This is a genomic window from Corynebacterium hiratae (assembly GCF_009708045.1).
GTDB lineage: Bacteria > Actinomycetota > Actinomycetes > Mycobacteriales > Mycobacteriaceae > Corynebacterium > Corynebacterium hiratae.
Genome location: NZ_VIOG01000009.1, coordinates 14,071 through 32,599 on the forward strand (window position 1 = coordinate 14,071; position 18,529 = coordinate 32,599).

An 18,529-nucleotide genomic window follows, 5' to 3' on the forward strand; every position below is an offset into this window, starting at 1 on the left:
CCACAGCCCCCTGCGGTTGGTGGGAGAATTTCTTTTATGACTACAACGCGCCTGATGCTCATTTGCGGTGTCCTGGCCGGCCTTGTGATCGCATCGGTCGGCGGCACGTGGCTGGCCGCAACGAACATGGCGCTGGGAACCTTCTTCTTCGCTCTTGCCGTCATGCTTGGTCCGTTTGCAGGACTTGCCCTCTTGTTGGGCGCGGCTGCGGCATCGACGGCGCTGAGCCGCTCCCTGTTTAGCGTGGGCGGTTTGTTCCTCGTGGGAGCGACCTCGACGTTGTGGGCCCACGGCACGCTGTCGCTTCCGCTTTTCGTGGCGGGCACCCTGACCGGCGCTATTGCGGTCTGGCTACACTGGGCGCATGGCCACTTTGCTCTTCGACCTCTACGGCGTGCTCATGCGGCCCGCTGGGAACGCTGAGCTGGAGGATTATCTCCGTCCCGAAAACCCGGAGCACTTTTGGTCGCTCTATGAGGAGTTTCGCCCAGCTTATAATTCTGGGCACCTGAGTGATTCGCAATATTGGGGGCGCATCCGCGCGCTGACTGAACTGGACTCCTTTGACGTCAGCCACGCGACCGAACTGGACACCGAGCGCCTGCTGGTTGCCGACTCACAGGTAGTTCGTGCGGTGCTAAACCTCATCGGTCAAGGCCACAGCGTCGGCATCCTAGCGAATGTGCCGGCGGTACTGGGAACCCGGATCCGCCAGACGCAGACCTGGCTTCAGGAATGCGCCGCCGTGACGCTGAGCTGCGATATCGGGGTAGCTAAACCAGATCCGGAGGCCTACCTCGTGGCCGTCGATGCCCTGGGCGCGCAGGCCAAGGACACGCACTTCTTCGATGATCGGCCCGACTTCGTCACTGGCGCGCAGCGCCTCGGACTCAAGGCCCACCTTTTTACGGGCATCAATTCGATCCCTTTTTAGGCAGCTTTCGCCTCGCGGCCGAGCTCCAGCGGTACGCGCAGCAGTGGATCGAGCGCCACAGCGCGGGTGCAGGCGCGAACAATTTCGGTGTGCGAGGGGATCATGCGCAGCTCCACTGGGTGATCGGTGGCCTGGCGCACGGCGGAAGCAAAGAGCTTCGGGGCCGCCGGATCATCCGAGAAGGCGCCGCCGGCCACAACGAGAGTATCGGGCGTGTGCTCCGTCAACAGTTCAGCGGCGGTGGTGCCGAGGGAGCGCGCGCGGTCGTCGAGAAGCGCTCGCGTCTGATCGTCAGCATTCGCCACCACGGCTGGGAACGAGTCTCCGCCGGTCTCATTAAGCATCGCCTGCGTGGCCAGGGCGTCAGCCCCGTCGAGTTCGAGCTGCACAATTTCATCGCCGACTGTGAGCGCAGCACCGACGGAGTCATCCGCGTAGAGCACCATGACGGGCTTTTCCGCGCCCAGCTCCGCGGACTGCGTCTCGGATCCCAGGATGGCGGGGATGACGGAAGACACGACAACCGGAACGCCGAACTGGTACTCCAGACGACTAGCGATGTCCATCTCGTCCCAGCCCAGGTTGTGGGCAGTGATGCGTCCGGCCTCGTTGACGCTTCCGGAGGTGGTCACGCCGACTGAAACCAAACGGAGATCCAGGCCGGTCATGAGGCGATTGACACCAGCGATGATGTGCTCGATGACATCGTTTGCACTCAAACGCGAAACCGGGGTAGCCACGTCTTCCTCGCGGAGGGTGCGCCCCTTGGTATCGAAGAAGGCGATGTGGGTAAAGGCGGTACCAACCGCAATGCCGGCGAGCATCCAGTTATTATCCGCTACCTCTAGGGGCACGGTGGGGCGCCCGCGGCCGCGGGACTGCGTCAAATCCGTGCGCTCGCGAATCAGTCCAGCGCCCAGCAGCGCGGCGGTGGCGCGGGTAATCGTGGGCTGGGATAGCCCCGTGGCTTCGACAAGTTCACTGCGGGTCACAACGGGATTGAGTCGAATGATGTGGAGGCACTTCGCCGCCGGGGTGCGGGGGCGAGTGAACACGGGACCAGATTTAATCATGGCGCAAGTATAAATTCACCAGACCGCATTGTCTAATAGAAATTGGGATTCAGTAGACATCATAGTCTAGAAGTGTGCCTGCGTTAGAGTGGTGTTCATGGATTCTGTTGCTGTGTACTGCGGCTCCGCCGTCGGAAACTCTGAAGCCTATGGCCAAACCGCACACCTTTTGGGGGAGGAGCTCGCGCGGCGCAACCTCACCCTGGTCTATGGCGGCGGTGACGTGGGCCTGATGGGCATCGTCGCGGATTCCTGCTTGGCAGCTGGTGGCACCGTCATCGGAGTAATCCCGCGGCAGCTCGTCGATTACGAGATGTCACACCAGCGGGTTACCAAGCTCGAGGTCGTGGACACCATGGCGCAGCGCAAAACGCGCATGGAGGAACTCGCGGATGCCTTCGTGTGCCTGCCGGGCGGCGTGGGAACTCTAGAGGAGCTCACCGAGGTGCTTACCCTGCAACAATTAGGCAACCTTGATGGCCCGGTGGGCCTAGTAGACGTCAACGGTTTCTGGCAGCCGTTTATAAACATGTACTCCGCAATGGTGCAGGAGGGGTTCGTTCAAAAACGCTTCCTCGACGCGCTCGTGGTCAGCCCGTTTCCAGCTGAAGTCCTGGATCAATTTGCATCATGGACGAGCCCGGGAAGTAAGTGGAGCAACAATTAGCTAACAACCTGGTAAATAAGGCGGCGCTGGGTTGGCCCAACCCCCTGGATCTTCGTTAGACTTCGCCCTTATGAGTTTTGACCAGAACGCAGAGCGCCAGCCTTCGCTGCTGGACGCGTCGTGCGATAACTTCGTCCACGACCTCGCGCAGCTCACGCCCACCGATGCCACCGCGTGGGGAATCCCCGGCTTCGACGGAGAGTTGGAAGATTTCTCCCCGGAGTACTACTCCTCCGTGGCGGATCGCACCCGTGAGATGATGGCGGATCTCGACGCCCTTGATGACACCACCGACGAGTCTGATGATGACGATGACTTCGATGAGGTGGACTACGTCACCGCCGCCGTCTTGCGCGACCGTCTCTGCCTGGATCTTGACCTACACCATGCCGGTGAGGACATCCGCTGCCTCAACAACATTGCCTCCCCGGTGCAGACCATCCGCGACACCCTCATGCTCATGCCGAAGGACACCCCGGAGCAGCTTGATGCGTTGCGTTCGCGCCTGTCGAAGGTGGCGGCCTCCCTCAACGGCTACAGGGAGTCCCTCACGGAGGCGGCGTCGCGTGGCATGGTGGCGCCCCAACGCCAGATCTCCGATGTCTTCGTGCAATGCGAGCGGCTTGCCGACGCCGGCTCCATGCTCGAGGACCTTGGCGTTGAGGGCCCAGAGGTGGACGCGGCCAAGGAAGCCTTCGGCGAGTTCGCCGATTGGCTCTCTAACGAGCTGCAACCGCAGGCCCCCTCGCAGGATGCGGTGGGCCGCGAGCGCTACGAGCGCTTCTCCAGGCTCTTCGTCGGCGACGTCGTGGACCTCGATGAGGCCTATGAGTGGGGCATGGACCAGGTGCGCTCCATCAAGGCGGAACAAGAAAAGATCGCCCACGAGCTCTATGGCTCCGACGTCACCGTGCGCGCAGCTATGCGCAAACTCAACGAGGAGGAGCGTTACCAGCTGCACGGCACCGACGCGTTAGTGGAGTGGATGCAGTCCACCGCGGACCGCGTCATCAAGGACCTCGACGGCAGCGCCTTCGACATCCCGGAGGCCGTTAAAGAAATCGAGTGCTGCATCGACCCGGCCGGCACCGGCGGCATCTTCTACACCTCGCCTTCTGACGATTTCTCCCGCCCCGGCCGCATGTGGTGGTCCGTACCGGCTGGCCAGGAGCTTTTCCACACCTGGCAGGAACTAACCACCGTCCACCACGAGGGCGCGCCGGGCCACCATCTGCAAATTGGTGCCGCGCTGACCCAGCCGGACCTCAACCTATGGCGCCGTGCGGTGACGTGGAACTCCGGTCACGGTGAGGGCTGGGCTCTGTACGCTGAGGCACTCATGGCGGAGCTGGGGTACATGGATGATCCGGGCTTCCGCATGGGGCTTCTCGACGCCCAACGCTTCCGCGCCGCCCGCGTCGTGGTGGACATCGGACTCCACCTGGGTAAAGCCCTTCCAGATTGCACCGCGTCCGGCGTCTGGGACAAGTCCCACGTCAAGACCTTCATGCGTGAGAACACCGCGATGGACGATGCCAACCTCTCCTTCGAGGTCACCCGTTACCTGGGCTGGCCGGGCCAGGCACCGTCTTATGCCTTGGGCCAGCGCCTGTGGCAGCAGACCCGCGACGCCGCAGTCGAGCAAGGGATGGACGTACGTGACTTCCACTCCCAGGCCCTGGCGCTGGGTTCGGTGCCCATGTCGATTCTGCGCGAGACCATTCTGGATTAAAACCCCAGGTCGCGCGCCAGACTCTTGGATTTATCCACACCTGACTCTTGGATTTATCCACTAGTGACTCTGTGATTTATCCACTAGCGGCGGAATAGCCCCAGGAGCTGGGGCAGGTAGCCGGCGATGACCAGCACGATGATGAGCCGGATAATCTGCACGGCCACCACGGCGGGGCCGGCGCCGCCTTCCGCAGACAGAGCAAGCACCGTCTCCAGCGCGCCGGGCGAAGTGGCGAGGTACGCCTCGAAGTAGGTGATGTCCAGCCATGCGGTTAAAGGCACAGCAGTGAGCGCGCACACGCCGATGACGACAATGATAAAGAGGATCGTCGCCGGCAGCTGCTTGGCGAAGGCCCGCAGTGCCGGTACCGAAAGCCCACCACCGCAGACCCAGCCGATGGACATAAACGCCATGATCTTGAACACGTAGAGCGGCTCCAAAGTGTGGCCGGCGGGAATAACCTGCGCGACCAGCACCGTCAAGATGAGTGGCCCCAAAACAGCAGCAGCTGGCAAACGCACCAGCTTGCCTAGCTTCTCACCAACCACGGCGATGGCGACCGTCAACCCCACGATCCACCACGTGACCTCGCCGTCAACGCTCATGTCCACGCCTTTTCCGGCTGGGGCATCTAACAAGGAGACCACCAAAGGCAGCGACACCGACACCGCCAGAAGGCGCAGGTATTGCGTCAGCGCCACGTAGCGGTAGTCCGCACCGAGTTCACTGGCGAGCGCCGGCATGAGCGAGGCCCCGCCCGGCAGCATGGATAATATTCCGGTTTCCCAAGAAATATCCTTCGGCTGCGAACGATGTAGCAGAACACCACCGGCGACGCCGATTAAAACAGTAATAAGTGACATCGTCACCGCGGCTGGCACAAAGCCGATGAGGGTGGAGGCAGGAACTAAGGTCAGAGGTATGCCCGCCATCATTCCGATGAATCCGCGGGCGACAGAATAAAAGTGCTCGTTAACGGCGAGTTCTTTGCCCGTCGTCAAGGCCATGGCTCCCGAGACCACGATGGCGCCGAGGATCCAGGCTGCGGGTACGTGAAGGTAGCTAAACAATGCCCCGAGTGCTGCAGACCCCGGGGCCACGATGACCCATCTCGTACGAACAGACATGGAATCGAGTTTAATGATGGACATGGATTTCGGATTAAGCGGTTGGACGATTCTCACCATTGGCGCTGCCGTGGCCGGATGGATCGATGCCGTCATTGGCGGCGGCGGGCTCGTGCTTATTCCGCTCATTCTGGCGGTCGCGCCCCAGCTTGCTCCCGCCACCGCCCTGGCCACGAACAAGGTGGCGGCGGTCTCTGGAACGGCCTCTGCTGCCGTCACGCTCGTCAAGAAGGTCCGCCCGCCGAAGGGCGAGCTCATCCGTATGGGCCTTATCGCCCTCCTATGTTCCGGGCTCGGCGCTGCAGCAGCCGCACTCATGGACAAGGACGTCATGCGGCCGGTCATCATCGTGCTCATGGTGGCAGTCGGCATTTTCGTGGCCTTTCGCCCAGACTTCGGCAGCGGCGAAGGGGACGGTATCCGTGGCGGCTGGCGCACGTGGACCGGGTTAGCCGCCGTGGCGGCCATTGCCTTTTACGACGGTATTTTTGGGCCCGGCACCGGCATGTTCCTCATCATGGCCTTCACCGCCATCTTTTCCCAGAACTTCCTTACCTCCGCCGCGATGTCCAAGGTGGTCAACACATGTACCAACGTCGGCGCGCTCGTGGTCTTTATCGTGGGCGGGCACGTGGTATGGGGCCTAGCACTTGTTCTCGCAGCAGCAAATATCATCGGCGCGCAGCTGGGCGCGCGAACAGTGCTCGGCGGCGGTGCGAAGCTCATCCGCTATGCACTGCTCACTCTCGTCGTGGTGATGAGCGTGTACCTGGCCTGGCAGCAGTGGGGTTAAATCCGGTTCTTCGTCTTTGCGGTTGCTACCGCATTCCACGGATCCTCCGGCCACGGGTGCTTGGGATAGCGCCCGCGCATGTCGGCGCGCACCCCGGCATAGGGCCCAGACCAGAAGCTCGCTAGATCATCGGTGACGGCAAGTGGCCGGCCGGCGGGGGATAACAGATGAAATTGCACGCGATGGCCGCAGTATTCGGGAGACTCCGCCAACCCGAAACATTCCTGCAACTTGATGGAGACCACTGGGCGCTCGCCGGACCAATCGATCCTCGCAGCACGTCCGGACGGAACCGATAACCGTTCCGGCGCGAGCTCATCCAAGCGGCTAGCTTCGGGCCACGGCAGCAGGCGCTGCAGCGCCGGATACATGTCTGGGCGCTTACCGGAAGCCAGTTCATACAGCTCCGGCTCCAGCCAGCTCAGATCATCACCGTCCACGTCCGGCCATGGCTCACCGTATGCAGCGTGTAAGTGCCGCATACGTTCCCGCAGGTTCTGGGCCTTCTCGCTGAAGTGAAACAGGTTTAAACCCTGTCCGGAGTTGCGTAGTGCCTCCACCGCCTCATCACCGGAGACCTTCACTGGGGTTTCCGACAATACGATGGCGCCTGCCGCACGCACACGGATTCCCCGCACTTTGGAGCCGTCGAGAAAAGCCCGCGTCTCTTCGGTCACGCCGATGATCTCGAGCGCGTCTTTTTCCGCAATCGGCACTGCTTCACGAATGATGGCGTTTCCAGATTGCGCCAACGACACCTCAGCCACCGCCAACCACTCGTGACCATCCTCGAGAAACCGCGCGCGGGTGCCACTCGCCAACAAATACTCCTTGTCACCTACGCGCTTAGCCACGAACTCCGGGAAGGCAGTAGCGACCACCACGCCTGGGTCCACCGGACCTTTGTTGGGCACCAGGCGGGCAAGCCGCTTCGGATCCGAATCATCCAGGCGGGCAATCGTCTGCGCCGCCCCCGCACCGTACTTCAACAGTGCCGCGCCCCACCGTGGGTGCGTCGGCAGCAGCGCCAGTTCTTCGCCAGCGTTGAGCAGATCTAGGGTGCGGTGGGCGTCGGCAAGCGCGGGCCCCGGTGGGGGATCCAGCAACGGGAAGTCCGGTCCCGCGCCCCAACAGTCCATGAACAACGCCGCCTGCGTGAGGTCCGCAGAGAGGATCTCCGGGGTGACGTGCGGGGAAAAGTGCTGGTAGTCCTCCTGCGAATAGCAGCGGACGACGGTACCCGGCGCCTCACGCCCGGCACGTCCGGCGCGTTGATCGGCGCTGCTTTTCGACGTCGACACCGTCACCAACCCACTCATCCCGCGCTGCGCATCCCGCTTGGGGACGCGGGACAACCCAGCATCGACGACGGTGCGCACACCCGGCACGGTCAGCGAAGATTCGGCGATGGACGTGGCGACGACGATGCGCTGTTCTCGCGTATACAGCGCAGCGTCCTGCTCCTGCGTGGTTTGGCGGCCATGGAGCGGAAAAACGTTGTGGCCGCTCAAGGCATCACACACCAGGTTGACCTCGCGAACTCCCGGCACAAAGACCAGCGTGGACTCGTGCTGCCGCGCGGCAACCCTCGCCACGCCTTTCCAAAAGTCTCGATCTCCCGCAGCGCGCCCCGGAATCGGTTCATAGGAGATGTTGAGCGGATATGTAACGGCCTCAGTGGAATGGATCGGCGCCCCTCCCATGAGCTGGGAGAAGCGGGAGGCGTCGACAGTCGCGGACATGGCAATGACCCGAAAATCATCGCGGAGCTGCGCCAACTCCAAGCACATGCCGAGTACGAGGTCAGTATCGAGCTGGCGTTCATGCACCTCGTCGATGGCTACGGCGGAAATTCCTTCAAGTTCCGGATCCCGCAGCAGGCGGCGCAACAAAACACCTGGGGTAACAAACTCGACGTCTGCGCCTTTGCGGGAATCACCGCGCACCGCATAGCCGATGCGCTGGCCTGACAACTCTTGAAGGCGGTTTGCCGCAGCACGCACAGCTACGCGGCGCGGCGCGGTGACGAGAACCTTGCCCTCTACTTGGTTAGCCAGCGCCGGCGGAACGAGCGTGGTCTTACCCGTGCCGGGCGGAGCCTGGACTACGACGTGACCGGCGGAAGGCAGAGAATCGATGGTCTCCAGGACGGGTAGCCCCTTGCCGATCGCCTTGAGATCAAACATCGAGATCCTGGCGCTCCCACCTATCTTCGTTGTCCTCCAGCTTGCGCACCACACGACCGGGTTGACCCAGCACCAGTGACCTATCCGGGATATCTGTGGTGACCAGTGTGTTCGCTCCAACGACACAATCCTCGCCGATGGTCACGCCCGGCAGCACAGTGACATTGGCACCAAACCACGTGTTATCGCCGACGCTGATAGGCTTCGCAATCTCCCAACCTTCTGCTCGCATCTCATGGTCGTTGACAGGATGCCCCACGGTAATGAGCGAGCAATTCGGCCCGATCATGACGCGGTCTCCGAGGGTTACAGGCGCCTGCGCCAGGATTGTCGCACCAAAGTTGATGAACACGTCTTTTCCGATGGTCACATTGCAGCCATACTCGACGTTGAGCGGCGTGTGCAGCCCGGGAACCTCGGACTCGGGCGACAACAGTTCCCGCAAAATCTCCTTCGCGCGCTCTGGGTTGGTGTTTTGCAGCTCATTGAGCTCCTTGGCCAGCAGGAAGCCGCGTCGATGTTCGGCGCTAACCTCCTCGTTGACACTGGGCATGAACCACTGCCCGCTGGTCATGCGTTCAAAGGATCCTTCGTCTGGGTGATGCATGTCAGCCATCCTATTCCCTCCTCTTAGTCTCGAGTCAGAACATCGAGAGCGGCACGGTGAAGGAAAACCTTGGAGCGGCCTTGTTGGATTTCTTCTAGGATTCCTAAATCTACGAGATGCGCCAGCCACGCGCTGGCGGTTTGGCGTTTGACGAAGCCCGTCTCTACCACGTCAGTAATGCGTACATAGGGCTTGATAAGAATGAGCTCGGCCATCTCGAGGGGATGGTTAATCACGCCCGCAGAACGTATTCGTTGCGCAGTGTTTTCCTGGATAGCCCGAAGCTGGGTAATCATCGAGGAGGCGTCGGCAGCCGCTGCGTGAACGCCGCGGATCATAAAAAGAAGCCAGTTTTCCCATGCTCCCTTAGCTGTCACAGCGTTGAGATGGCGATAGTAGTCTGCTTTGTTTCCGACGATATACCCGGACAGGTACAAAACCGGCAGCTCAAGAAGATCTTCTTGGATGAGGTAGAGGACGTTAAGGATTCGTCCAGTGCGCCCATTGCCATCGTAGAAAGGATGGATTGCTTCAAATTGATAGTGAAGCAGTGCCATCTTTACAAGGGAATCAACGTCGTGGCTGCAATATATATAGTCCTCCCACGCTGCGAGATGGTCCTCGATAATCTCCCTTCCTTCAGGTGGGGTGTAGAGCCTCTCCTTCGTTACAGGGTTACCGATAAACGTGCCCGGAAGTGAACGCACCTCGGCCTGAGTATCTAGAAGGGTGCTGCATACGATTTTTGCTGTCTTTTCTGATAGAGGTCGCTGCGATAGTGAGGAAAGTCCAGCGTGGAGCGCGGCGTTATAGCGAAGAGCCTCCTTGGTGGCAGGAGTCGGCTCGGCATCGACGTGCCACGCCGCACGGAAGAGCTCGTCATTAGTGGTGACGATGTTCTCAATCTCGGAGGAAGCACGAGCCTCACGCAGTGGAATCGTTGAGGTGATGATCTCCGGGTTAGGGATGAGCTGGCAGGCCGTACGCAGTTCAGCCAGTTTTTCCTTAGCATCGATGATGGCCTTAAGCACGGGAACGGTTTCCACCACTTCTGCAGGGGGGAGGGGTGGAAGCTCATTGTAGGGGGTGTCCGGGCTATAGGTTGGCATGGTAAAAGAATAGACATGTTGAGCAGATATGTCGATTTTTTTCAGAATTTTCGACATATCTGGATGACTTGTCGATTGCGTCGACATATCGGCGTACCCTCAGACGTTGACGTGTTAACAAATTAAGAAAGGCATCCTTATGGCGAAAATCGGCATCATCCTCGGCTCCACCCGCGACGACCGCGCCGGGCTGGCCATCGCCCAGTGGGTCACCGATCTCGCGCAGGGCCGCGACGTGGACTACGAGCTCATCGACCTCAAGGCCTTCGATGTTCCGATCCTTACTTCTTCCGTCATCCCTATGGCGGCAAACAAGAATTACGAGGATCCGCAGGTGCAGGCCTGGTCCGATGCTGTCGATTCCTGCGACGGCTATATCTTTGTCACCCCCGAGTACAACCACTCCGTGCCGGGTGCGTTCAAGAATGCCGTCGATTCCCTCGGCGCCGAGTGGGTAGCCAAGCCGATTGCATATGTGGGCTACAGCTTCACCGGCGGCATCCGCGCGGTGGAGGCGTGGCGTCTCATCATGGCTAACTTCTCCATGAAGCAGCTGCGCACCCAACTCGATATTTCGCTCAATACTGACATGAAGGATGGCACCTTTACCCCGGCCGACTTCAAGATTGAGATCGTGGAAAACATCTGCGCCGAGCTGGAAGAAGTCCTATCCTAGGGCGCATGGAAAAGGTAGCAGTTGTCACAGGAGCGTCCTCGGGGATTGGGGCGGCGTCGGCAAGAGCGTTAGCGGCCGACGGTTGGCATGTCGTCGTCGGTGCGCGTCGTGTAGAGCGCCTTGAGGCTCTCGCGAAGGAAATCGGCGGCGAGGCGTACGCCCTCGACGTGACCTCGGACGAGTCCGTGGCTGAGTTCGTTTCCCACCTCGACCGGGTTGACCTCTTGGTCAATAACGCCGGTGGCGCTAAGGGTCTGGAGCCCCTCGTGGAGACCACCATCGAGGACTGGCAGTGGATGTATGACGTCAACGTCCTCGGCACTGTCCGCATGATCCAAGCCCTCATTCCTAAGCTGCAGGGCGGCCTCATCATCAACATGGGTTCCGTCGCCGGGTGGAACGTCTACGAGGGCGGCTCCGGCTACAACGCCGCTAAGCACGGTGTGCGCGTGATTTCCCGTGCACTTCGTATCGAGGAGCACGGCGTTCGTGTCACCGAACTCGACCCGGGCCGTGTAGCCACGGCAGAGTTTTCCCTCAATCGTTTTCGGGGCGACAAATCGCGTGCCAATGCTGTCTATGACGGCGAACTCAACCTCACCGCAGAAGACATCGCCGAGGCGGTTCGCTGGGTGGCCACGCTGCCGGAGCACGTCAACATCGACACCATGACCATTAAGCCGCGCACGCAAAGCTAAATTACCTGTTTCGCTGCAGGTGAGACGCCTCTTATAGTGGCATGCGTTAGCAACAATGCATGTGAGTAATGGGGGTGTTAGATGGCATTCAGCGCCATAGTGGCCTTAATGGGTGTGTGGTTCGCGGCGATGGCCTCGCCGGGACCAGACGTGGTGCAGATTATTCGTTTGGGTGCACGCTCTACGCGCGCGGCGGTGTGGGCCGCAATCGGCAGCACCACCGGCTTGATGATGTGGACCGTTGCTTCGCTAGCGGGGCTGACCGCATTGATTTCGGCGCATCCGGAAATCCTAGTGGCGCTGCAGGTCGCCGGCGGCAGCTATCTGCTGTGGATGGCTTTTTCTGCCATCAGCGGTGGCATCAAAGAGCGCCGTGCACCGGCAACTATGAATCCCCAACCGCGCGGTTCACCTCGGACGGCATCATCAGACTCGGCACGGCGTATCGCATGGGCCTAGTCAGCGACCTGTCCAACCCCAAGGTTCTGATCTTCTTCGGCGCTATCTTTGCCAATTTTATCGATCCGGACATGGGCTTGAGCGCCAATGCCACGGTTGGTTCTGTGTTGGTTATAGAAAGCCTCATTATTTTTGTTGGTGTCGCGCTGTGTACTCGTGCGGTGTCGAAGTGGATGGCGAAGAACTCCGCCAGTGTCGATATCTTTAGTGGCGTAGTGTTTGCCCTGCTTGGCGTCATCATTCTGGTGGAGGGACTGCTCAGTGCAGCCGCTGGGTATGCTGGTCAGCATGCTAGAAGTCTCAATTAAGGGAGAATCCATCAAGCTCGGCCAGTTCCTCAAACTGGCCTCCTTGGTCGCCACCGGGGGTGAGGCCAAAGAACTTATCGAGCAAGGCCAGGTCACCGTCAATGGGGAAGTGACTAAGCAGCGCGGTGCAACGCTGGCGCTTGGCGACGTCATCTGTGTCTCCGACACCTGCGCCCGCGTCGTCGAAGACGACGACGATTATTTTGATGAGGCCACCGCCGATGATGACTTTGACCCGGAGAAGTGGAGGAACCTTTAATGCCCGCCTTTGAAGCAGAAGTAGGAATGCCCTACTGGATTACTCTGGCTAGCTCCGACGTGAAGGCTTCCGAGGAGTTTTATTCCGCCGTGTTGGGCTGGGAATTCGAAGAGGGCATTGCCCGTCTGGAGGGCCTGCCGATCGCGGAGATCGTCCCTGGCCAAGACACTTGGGCAACGTACTTCCTTTCCCGTGACTTGGAAGCCGACTGCGCCCGGGTAGAACAACTCGGCGGCAAGATTCTTGCTTTAGGCGCTCCGTTGGCGCTTGTTCTGGACAACAGTGGTGCGATGTTCGGGTTGACGCAGCCGGAGCTCGACCGCTTCGTTGCTGGCGGCGAGCCGGGGACCCCGGTATGGCACGAGCTGACGGTCTCGGAGAATTTCCACTCGACGTTGGACTTTTATGGCGAGCTCTTCGACTGGGAAATCCGTGGTGATGAGCACTACGCGGTTGCAGAGGAGGAAGGCGCTGCCTTTGCCGGGTTCTGGCACGCGGAGGGCTTGCCGAGTTTCTGGCAAACCTACCTGGGCGTGCGGGATATCGACCAAGCGGCGAAGGCTGTGGTGGATAACGGCGGAAAAATCATTCGCGAGCCCCACGATTCACCATTCGGCCGCCTGTGCCTGATCGAGGATTCCACGGGCGCGACTCTGACCTTGTGTGAGGTCGAGGATGCCCCCGAAGAACCCATCGAACTCTAGGGTTACGGAGGTCGTGCGCCGCATACCGCCCGGCAATGTCTCCACATACGGAGAGATCGCAAAAGTGGCGGGCGTCGGCCCGCGGTATGTGGGCTGGGTGATGTCGAAAAGCACAGATCTGCCCTGGTGGCGGGTGGTTAACAGTACCGGCCGCGCCCACACTTCCGCCGCCCAAGTCCATTGGGATGAAGAAGGTATCCCACACCGTGGGGACCGCGTGATCCTTTCGAAGTGCGGTCTGGATGCGGCGGATCTGGGAGGGTGAAAGTGCGCGCTTGGCTCTTTTTGACCACTGCCATCATCAGTGAGGTGGTGGCGACTTTATGCCTCAAGGCGGCGCTAGAGCACCCCGCGGTCTATGTCGTGGTGGTGGCGGGCTACGTCGTCGCTTTTTCCGCCCTGCACCAAGTGTTGCGCTGCGGCATGCACGTGGGTGCGGCCTATGGCATCTGGGGCGCAACCGGCGTGGTGCTTACCGCAGGGTTGTCCGCGTACCTCTTTGGCGAACAGCTCACGCCGCTCATGTTGGTGGGCATGGGGTGCATCATCGTCGGCGTGGTCTGCGTTGAAATGGGCGGCAGGGAACCGAAGACCACGCTCGTGGAGGTGGATCCTTGATCTGGTTATCCCTTGCCATCCTCATCGAAGTCGCCGGTACATTGGGCCTGCGTATGCTGGCCGTTCATGGGCAGAAGGCGTGGGTAGCGTGGGTCGTCGTGGCCTATGTGTCCTCCTATGTTTTCTTGTCGTTGGCTCTCCGTCAGGGCATACCGCTAGGTGTGGCCTATGGAATCTGGACTGCCTGTGGCGTGGCGCTTACTGCTCTTTTATCCTTCATGCTTTTCCGCGAGCCTTTCACTTGGCTTAAGGGCTTAGGGATCGCGTTGATCATTGGCGGAGTGCTCCTAGTCGACATGGGGTAGAAGGGCTCTCCCATTCGTCGTTGTAAACGACGAATCCTTCCTAGAAGGGGATTTCCTCACCACCCTCAGATTTCTTGTTCTTCGCCTTTTCTGTTTGGCGTGCGGCTTCTCGTTGTTCTTTGTCTAGCTCGGCTTTAAGCTCCTGAGCCTCGCGATGCTTCCTGGTGCGATATCCTTCAATATCTTGTGCAATGGTCCGTGCCCAGCGCTTGCGCTTAGGAGCCAGTGGCCCGGAAGGCTCTGTGATTGCCCAAGTTCCGTCCTCAAAAAGCCAGACCACATCCCCGGTATCCGGGTCCAAGATATAAAAGGCCCGTCCATCGGTTTTCATATTGTGGTGGTGCTGGCACAACGCCACCATGTTGTCCGGATGCGTTGGCCCACCATCGGCGTAGTTAATCCGGTGGTCTAACTGACACAACCACGCCGGCATTCCGCAACCAGCGGCACGGCAGGTGCCATCGCGGCCTTCAACGTATTTGCGAACCATCGTGGCTGGTCCGTAGCTCTTAGAGGCCTCCGGCTTGGTGCTCAAATCTCTCACCGTTGTGGATTGAGCCGGGATGTCTCCCACTTGCCAGCCATGTCCTTCTACGTACACCGGGGCGTCCTCTACATCGTCGGCTTTATATGTGTGGAGCACTACTCGGGCAGCTTCTGGCTCCACCTTTCCGGTAGTGAGGAGGATCAGCGCTTCCGCCATGGACACCTTATGCTTTTCGGCTGCTGCCTTAATTGCTTCATGGATGATGATTCCGACGCTGCTGTCTACCTCGAGTTCTAGGGTGGCGCGCTGGGCGCGGGTCATCATGGAGTACCGATTCTTTGGGCGCTTATCCTCCACGGCGATGGAGTCATCATGAACTTTGACGAGGTCGCGTATCCGGCGGCGAATCTGCGCGGTGGTGGGAAATACCTGATTCGGCTTAGTCGGGGTAAACCACCGAGCTAATGAGGCATCAATTGCGGCGACCACCTCCTTTGAAGGCTGGCCTAGTTTAGCCATCACCTGATCGATGGCAATCAAAGCCGCTAAATCCAGCAAATGGTTGGCATCTTGCAGAGCCTTTACTTGAGGAAGCTCGGTAAGGCGGTGAAGGCCCATGATAATGCGGGCTACCGCGCCAGCAGATTTACCGGTCTTTATCCCAAGGCGCATGCAAGCAGTATCGGCGTCCTCGTCAAGTGCGGGAAGAACGCTGGACCAGAATTCATAGTCTGCCTGGCGTACACCTTGACCTGCCACGCAGACTGGATCATTTGGATTGGAATGAGAAAAATAGGACGCATTAACAACATCTGTAGTGGAAGACACGAAACGCGCAACCCCCCTCTTTCTTTAGTGAATTACTGAGAGGATCCGAACCCCCCACTGTTCGAAACCCTTTTCGAAAACGAGTTTATGCCACACCCTCGACGATGTCTACCCCGGAAGAAAAGTTGTTAAAGGGGAGACAATTGAGATGACAGATGCTGGCGAGGTGTGGTTTCAGTCGGTCTCCCGCTCGATGTGGGCCGCGCGGAAGTCCCCTGGAGTGGGACGTATGTTTGGTTAATGCGCCCTCACTAGGGGTTGTTAAAATTGTGACTTGAGTTAATCTATGCACGTGCTGAAACCTACCCCGCTCATCGTTGGCCTTGCTCTTGCGGCTCTCACGGCGCCACCCGCCCATGCCCTGACGTTCGATCCTGAAAAGGTTCCACCACGCACCCAGATGACCGTGCGTTATGCCGACGGAAACTCAGTCTCTACCGGAAATGGCCATGAGTCCCGCGCCGCGCTATCCCTGGCCAAGCTATACCTTGGCATGTGGGTGCTGAAGTACGGCGCGCCGGAGGATCTCACGCGCTTCATCGGGGTGATTTCTGGCGATCCGGTTGCCGCGCCGATCACGAAGGGCATGGCGACGGCAGCGCCCACGGCGGCCGACGGTTACCGCCAGGACTTTGGCACCGCACGAATCCCGGGCATCATCGGCACGAAATTTGGGTGGTCGGATGATCGCCAAGTTCACGCGAGTGCCTCTTTTGGTCCGGGTTATAGTGTGGCGGCTAATACCTATGGTTCCCCGGCGGATCTCACGACGGATGTTCTCGGTGCGGTGGAGGTTTCTCCGCAGGCGCCGAGCTTGCCGACGCCCCTCCAAGATGCGCGCGATAGGGCGTGTGCGGAACTGAAGCGCGCTGTGCCGAGCTCGTCGCAGGTGTGCTGACCAACCAGGAAATAAGCTAAGAAGTACCTTTGCGCTTGCTAAGAAATCAATATATTCTCGGCTGTCAACGAAGCAGTTGCTAGCCCGAAAGGTATTTCTGATGCGCAAGACGTTGTCCATTTTGACCATTGCTGTTGCAGCTTTGAGCGCTGCCCCAGCAGCGACTGCGAAGAGCGACCAAACCCGTTCGCTTATTTCCCCAGGCACGTGTGCCACCATTACCAAGTTGGCAAATGAAGGAAAGCCCGTTCCGGATCCGTCTATTCTGCGCGATGCCGATTCCGTTCCTTCTTACTTCCAGAGCGGGGTCCTTAAGTACAAGGTGGCGGATGATTTCCCCTACCGCGAGCAGCTCGATGCCGCGGTAGCTGAGTGGAACGACGCGCTCGACGGGAAGGCCTCGCTTAAGGAAGTAGCGCCGTCCGAGGCTGATGAAGACACCATCGCCATCATCTACAAGCCGGAACCGAACGGTTACGTCCAAGGTACGGCCTACCCGGACCATGGGATGCTCTTCATCAAGACCGCTAACGCTCAGTACCCAGAGGCGCTCCAAGGCACTATCGCCCACGAGCTCGGCCACATGATGGGCGCGGGTCACTCCTGCGCCCACGCTCTCATGGCCGGTGCGAACCAGAATCCCATTTCTTATCATGTGACTCCGCTCGATGCGGTGGCTGTCCTGCAAGGACAGTTCGACTAGTTCACCGCAGGCTGGCCGCGCCCGGCGAATGCGAATAGGTGTCGTCGGTCTTGGCCAGGCGGTGAGCGCGGATTCCCAGGTAGATGACCGTCGGGTACATGATGAGCGCCACGAGGACATACTGCGTGACGAGCTGCCAGGTTTCCTCCCACATGTAGTTCCACGCGAAGTGGAGACAGAAGGAGAAAAACAGCGCGCCCACGCCAATGCCGAGGCACCACCACCATGGTTTATGCGCGGCGTAGATAGCCCAGCCGATGCCAAAACCTGCGATGGCAGAGAAACACATATGCAGGCACGGGCCTGCAACAAGGCGCAGGCCCCACATCTGGAGCATGCCGATCCAGTCTGAGGTGGGGTGCATCAGTGCACCCATCGCGGAGTACAGGCTGTTTTCCAGGACTTCGAAGCCCCAGCCCACGAGCGCACCGACGATGAAGCCGTGCCAAGGCCGGTTGAGCTGTCGGAAGCTGAGGAGGATGAAGACCACGCCGAGGGCCTTGGCAAATTCTTCCGGATAAGCACCGGCCCAGGACATCATGGATTCCTCCCAGCCCAGGCCCACGGAGAGGTCGGTCAGTGGGGAGGCTGACAGCAGCGCCAAGGTCACAGCAGCGCCGGCTCCCCAGAGCACGCTTGCCGACGCCCACCCTTTCCCCGGCCTTGCCCACATCGGACTGCGACTCCACAGGAACAGGCCCAGCGCCAAGAAACCGACGCCGAGGATCAAGCTAACGAGGCCCGGCAGAGGAGCCACGAAGAAAATGCCGAGCAGATTAATCAGGGAAATCGGCAGGCAGAGACCAATGATGATCCACAAGGTAACGCGGAAGATTTTGCTCATCAGAAGGCCTCCATAAATTGTTGGGCAAGGTCGGTCGGGTCACCATTGGAGAAGACGATCTGATAGTTGAGATCGCCTTTAGCCACGCTGAAGGCGAAGACCGGAATAAAGCCATCCGTTTCAAGAGTGAGAATGCCTCCGGCATCTTTAACGTCTTCTTTCTTCGGCATGCCCTCGAAGCTGGTTGCGCGCACGGCGCGGCGCAGGGCGAGCGCATCGTCCTCGACGCCTTCGGTGACATAGGCCTCGACCAAGGTATCGCCGCAGTCCCAGGCCTGGTTGGCCATGGAATCATGATTTACGCTGCACGTAAGGCCCTCGATGGGTTGGCGCCACTCAGGGTCATCGAGCACCACTTCTTCCATTTCAGGTTCACGCTCCGGCAAGGCCAAGCTCAACACAGCGGGCAACCCAAGGACGAGCAAGGTTGCCCCGAGCACGGCGAAGAAAGGTCCCGTCATCTTCGCCGGAGGGAAACGATAAGAAGTCATGCACACCACACTAACGCGTG

General features: G+C 59.9%; 24 protein-coding genes. 16 read left to right on the forward strand and 8 right to left on the reverse strand.

The window, feature by feature from the left end:
• Positions 1–36: 36 nt before the first annotated feature.
• A complete protein-coding gene (locus tag FME68_RS08670; protein WP_158397264.1) occupies positions 37–423 on the forward strand; it encodes a hypothetical protein in 387 nt (128 codons plus the stop codon).
• A complete protein-coding gene (locus tag FME68_RS08675; protein WP_049156695.1) occupies positions 365–934 on the forward strand; it encodes an HAD-IA family hydrolase in 570 nt (189 codons plus the stop codon). The genes FME68_RS08670 and FME68_RS08675 overlap by 59 nt, the downstream gene beginning before the upstream one ends.
• Here FME68_RS08675 and FME68_RS08680 read toward each other — a convergent pair.
• Positions 931–2,007 carry an ROK family protein gene (locus FME68_RS08680; RefSeq protein WP_158397266.1) on the reverse strand — a complete coding sequence of 359 codons (1,077 nt, stop codon included), beginning with the start codon at positions 2,005–2,007 and terminating at the stop codon, positions 931–933. The two genes, FME68_RS08675 and FME68_RS08680, sit on opposite strands and share 4 nt — an antisense overlap.
• A gap of 97 nt (positions 2,008–2,104) precedes the next feature.
• Between FME68_RS08680 and FME68_RS08685 the strand changes: the two genes are divergently transcribed.
• Positions 2,105–2,674 carry an LOG family protein gene (locus FME68_RS08685; RefSeq protein WP_158397268.1) on the forward strand — a complete coding sequence of 190 codons (570 nt, stop codon included), beginning with the start codon at positions 2,105–2,107 and terminating at the stop codon, positions 2,672–2,674.
• Positions 2,675–2,744: 70 nt separating this feature from the next.
• A complete protein-coding gene (locus tag FME68_RS08690; RefSeq protein WP_158397271.1) occupies positions 2,745–4,406 on the forward strand; it encodes a DUF885 domain-containing protein in 1,662 nt (553 codons plus the stop codon).
• A gap of 83 nt (positions 4,407–4,489) precedes the next feature.
• Here the strand turns inward: FME68_RS08690 and FME68_RS08695 are convergent, their stop codons facing one another.
• Positions 4,490–5,536 (reverse strand): AbrB family transcriptional regulator, encoded by a 1,047-nt coding sequence (locus tag FME68_RS08695; protein WP_230308948.1) that lies wholly within the window; start codon positions 5,534–5,536, stop codon positions 4,490–4,492.
• A 16-nt stretch (positions 5,537–5,552) separates the two neighbouring features.
• Between FME68_RS08695 and FME68_RS08700 the strand changes: the two genes are divergently transcribed.
• Complete coding sequence (locus tag FME68_RS08700; protein ID WP_369816137.1) at positions 5,553–6,329, forward strand: TSUP family transporter; 777 nt, start codon at positions 5,553–5,555, stop codon at positions 6,327–6,329.
• Here FME68_RS08700 and FME68_RS08705 read toward each other — a convergent pair.
• Genes FME68_RS08705 through FME68_RS08715 form a run of 3 tightly spaced genes read right to left on the reverse strand, consistent with a single transcriptional unit; the run spans position 6,326 to position 10,288 of the window.
• On the reverse strand, positions 6,326–8,515 hold the full coding sequence (locus FME68_RS08705) for an ATP-dependent RNA helicase (RefSeq protein ID WP_158397275.1): 2,190 nt from the start codon (positions 8,513–8,515) through the stop codon (positions 6,326–6,328). The two genes, FME68_RS08700 and FME68_RS08705, sit on opposite strands and share 4 nt — an antisense overlap.
• Positions 8,508–9,122 (reverse strand): sugar O-acetyltransferase, encoded by a 615-nt coding sequence (locus FME68_RS08710; RefSeq protein ID WP_439329292.1) that lies wholly within the window; start codon positions 9,120–9,122, stop codon positions 8,508–8,510. The genes FME68_RS08705 and FME68_RS08710 overlap by 8 nt, the downstream gene beginning before the upstream one ends.
• A 23-nt stretch (positions 9,123–9,145) precedes the next feature.
• Positions 9,146–10,288, reverse strand: a complete 1,143-nt coding sequence (locus FME68_RS08715; RefSeq protein WP_049156716.1) for a Fic family protein — start codon at positions 10,286–10,288, stop codon at positions 9,146–9,148.
• An 82-nt stretch (positions 10,289–10,370) separates the two neighbouring features.
• On the opposite strand from FME68_RS08715, the gene FME68_RS08720 reads away from it, so the two are divergent.
• The 9 genes from FME68_RS08720 to FME68_RS08755 all read left to right on the forward strand — a co-directional run bounded on the left by FME68_RS08720 (position 10,371) and on the right by FME68_RS08755 (position 14,258).
• On the forward strand, positions 10,371–10,907 hold the full coding sequence (locus FME68_RS08720; RefSeq protein ID WP_158397280.1) for an NADPH-dependent FMN reductase: 537 nt from the start codon (positions 10,371–10,373) through the stop codon (positions 10,905–10,907).
• Between the two features lie 5 nt (positions 10,908–10,912).
• Positions 10,913–11,605 carry an SDR family oxidoreductase gene (locus FME68_RS08725; protein WP_158397282.1) on the forward strand — a complete coding sequence of 231 codons (693 nt, stop codon included), beginning with the start codon at positions 10,913–10,915 and terminating at the stop codon, positions 11,603–11,605.
• A 108-nt stretch (positions 11,606–11,713) separates the two neighbouring features.
• Positions 11,714–12,064, forward strand: coding sequence for a LysE family translocator (locus FME68_RS13350; RefSeq protein WP_268865438.1), 351 nt, complete (start codon positions 11,714–11,716; stop codon positions 12,062–12,064).
• On the forward strand, positions 12,055–12,372 hold the full coding sequence (locus FME68_RS13355; protein WP_268865439.1) for a LysE family transporter: 318 nt from the start codon (positions 12,055–12,057) through the stop codon (positions 12,370–12,372). Before FME68_RS13350 ends, FME68_RS13355 begins: the two co-directional genes overlap by 10 nt.
• Positions 12,353–12,631 carry an RNA-binding S4 domain-containing protein gene (locus FME68_RS08735; protein WP_046648682.1) on the forward strand — a complete coding sequence of 93 codons (279 nt, stop codon included), beginning with the start codon at positions 12,353–12,355 and terminating at the stop codon, positions 12,629–12,631. Before FME68_RS13355 ends, FME68_RS08735 begins: the two co-directional genes overlap by 20 nt.
• Entirely contained in the window at positions 12,631–13,335 is a 705-nt protein-coding gene (locus FME68_RS08740) for a VOC family protein (RefSeq protein ID WP_070517092.1), read from the forward strand. Before FME68_RS08735 ends, FME68_RS08740 begins: the two co-directional genes overlap by 1 nt.
• The gene (locus FME68_RS08745; RefSeq protein WP_080975120.1) at positions 13,307–13,600 is read left to right on the forward strand and encodes an MGMT family protein; all 294 of its coding nucleotides are present in this window, start codon (positions 13,307–13,309) and stop codon (positions 13,598–13,600) included. The genes FME68_RS08740 and FME68_RS08745 overlap by 29 nt, the downstream gene beginning before the upstream one ends.
• Before the next feature lie 2 nt (positions 13,601–13,602).
• A complete protein-coding gene (locus FME68_RS08750; RefSeq protein WP_328287789.1) occupies positions 13,603–13,953 on the forward strand; it encodes a DMT family transporter in 351 nt (116 codons plus the stop codon).
• Positions 13,950–14,258 (forward strand): DMT family transporter, encoded by a 309-nt coding sequence (locus tag FME68_RS08755; protein WP_158397285.1) that lies wholly within the window; start codon positions 13,950–13,952, stop codon positions 14,256–14,258. The genes FME68_RS08750 and FME68_RS08755 overlap by 4 nt, the downstream gene beginning before the upstream one ends.
• A gap of 40 nt (positions 14,259–14,298) precedes the next feature.
• Here FME68_RS08755 and FME68_RS08760 read toward each other — a convergent pair whose 3' ends face one another.
• A complete protein-coding gene (locus FME68_RS08760) occupies positions 14,299–15,504 on the reverse strand; it encodes an HNH endonuclease signature motif containing protein (protein ID WP_328287790.1) in 1,206 nt (401 codons plus the stop codon).
• Between the two features lie 361 nt (positions 15,505–15,865).
• On the opposite strand from FME68_RS08760, the gene FME68_RS08765 reads away from it, so the two are divergent.
• Complete coding sequence (locus FME68_RS08765) at positions 15,866–16,471, forward strand: hypothetical protein (RefSeq protein ID WP_158397287.1); 606 nt, start codon at positions 15,866–15,868, stop codon at positions 16,469–16,471.
• Positions 16,472–16,571: 100 nt separating this feature from the next.
• Complete coding sequence (locus tag FME68_RS08770) at positions 16,572–17,174, forward strand: zinc metalloprotease (protein WP_046647030.1); 603 nt, start codon at positions 16,572–16,574, stop codon at positions 17,172–17,174.
• A 1-nt stretch (position 17,175) separates the two neighbouring features.
• On the opposite strand, the gene FME68_RS08775 is transcribed toward FME68_RS08770, so the two are convergent.
• Together FME68_RS08775 and FME68_RS08780 are read right to left on the reverse strand one after the other, a co-directional pair.
• Positions 17,176–18,018, reverse strand: coding sequence for a PrsW family intramembrane metalloprotease (locus tag FME68_RS08775; protein WP_158397289.1), 843 nt, complete (start codon positions 18,016–18,018; stop codon positions 17,176–17,178).
• Entirely contained in the window at positions 18,018–18,509 is a 492-nt protein-coding gene (locus FME68_RS08780) for a hypothetical protein (protein ID WP_049156735.1), read from the reverse strand. The genes FME68_RS08775 and FME68_RS08780 overlap by 1 nt, the downstream gene beginning before the upstream one ends.
• Positions 18,510–18,529: the final 20 nt, after the last annotated feature.

Coding starts and splice junctions, on each gene's coding strand:
- FME68_RS08670 (WP_158397264.1), top strand. CDS start 37: ATGACTACAACGCGCCTGATGCTCATTTGCGGTGTCCTGGCCGGCCTT.
- FME68_RS08675 (WP_049156695.1), top strand. CDS start 365: ATGGCCACTTTGCTCTTCGACCTCTACGGCGTGCTCATGCGGCCCGCT.
- FME68_RS08680 (WP_158397266.1), bottom strand. CDS start 2,007: ATGATTAAATCTGGTCCCGTGTTCACTCGCCCCCGCACCCCGGCGGCG.
- FME68_RS08685 (WP_158397268.1), top strand. CDS start 2,105: ATGGATTCTGTTGCTGTGTACTGCGGCTCCGCCGTCGGAAACTCTGAA.
- FME68_RS08690 (WP_158397271.1), top strand. CDS start 2,745: ATGAGTTTTGACCAGAACGCAGAGCGCCAGCCTTCGCTGCTGGACGCG.
- FME68_RS08695 (WP_230308948.1), bottom strand. CDS start 5,536: ATGTCTGTTCGTACGAGATGGGTCATCGTGGCCCCGGGGTCTGCAGCA.
- FME68_RS08700 (WP_369816137.1), top strand. CDS start 5,553: ATGGACATGGATTTCGGATTAAGCGGTTGGACGATTCTCACCATTGGC.
- FME68_RS08705 (WP_158397275.1), bottom strand. CDS start 8,515: ATGTTTGATCTCAAGGCGATCGGCAAGGGGCTACCCGTCCTGGAGACC.
- FME68_RS08710 (WP_439329292.1), bottom strand. CDS start 9,122: ATGCATCACCCAGACGAAGGATCCTTTGAACGCATGACCAGCGGGCAG.
- FME68_RS08715 (WP_049156716.1), bottom strand. CDS start 10,288: ATGTCGAAAATTCTGAAAAAAATCGACATATCTGCTCAACATGTCTAT.
- FME68_RS08720 (WP_158397280.1), top strand. CDS start 10,371: ATGGCGAAAATCGGCATCATCCTCGGCTCCACCCGCGACGACCGCGCC.
- FME68_RS08725 (WP_158397282.1), top strand. CDS start 10,913: ATGGAAAAGGTAGCAGTTGTCACAGGAGCGTCCTCGGGGATTGGGGCG.
- FME68_RS13350 (WP_268865438.1), top strand. CDS start 11,714: ATGGGTGTGTGGTTCGCGGCGATGGCCTCGCCGGGACCAGACGTGGTG.
- FME68_RS13355 (WP_268865439.1), top strand. CDS start 12,055: ATGGGCCTAGTCAGCGACCTGTCCAACCCCAAGGTTCTGATCTTCTTC.
- FME68_RS08735 (WP_046648682.1), top strand. CDS start 12,353: ATGCTAGAAGTCTCAATTAAGGGAGAATCCATCAAGCTCGGCCAGTTC.
- FME68_RS08740 (WP_070517092.1), top strand. CDS start 12,631: ATGCCCGCCTTTGAAGCAGAAGTAGGAATGCCCTACTGGATTACTCTG.
- FME68_RS08745 (WP_080975120.1), top strand. CDS start 13,307: ATGCCCCCGAAGAACCCATCGAACTCTAGGGTTACGGAGGTCGTGCGC.
- FME68_RS08770 (WP_046647030.1), top strand. CDS start 16,572: ATGCGCAAGACGTTGTCCATTTTGACCATTGCTGTTGCAGCTTTGAGC.
- FME68_RS08775 (WP_158397289.1), bottom strand. CDS start 18,018: ATGAGCAAAATCTTCCGCGTTACCTTGTGGATCATCATTGGTCTCTGC.
- FME68_RS08780 (WP_049156735.1), bottom strand. CDS start 18,509: ATGACTTCTTATCGTTTCCCTCCGGCGAAGATGACGGGACCTTTCTTC.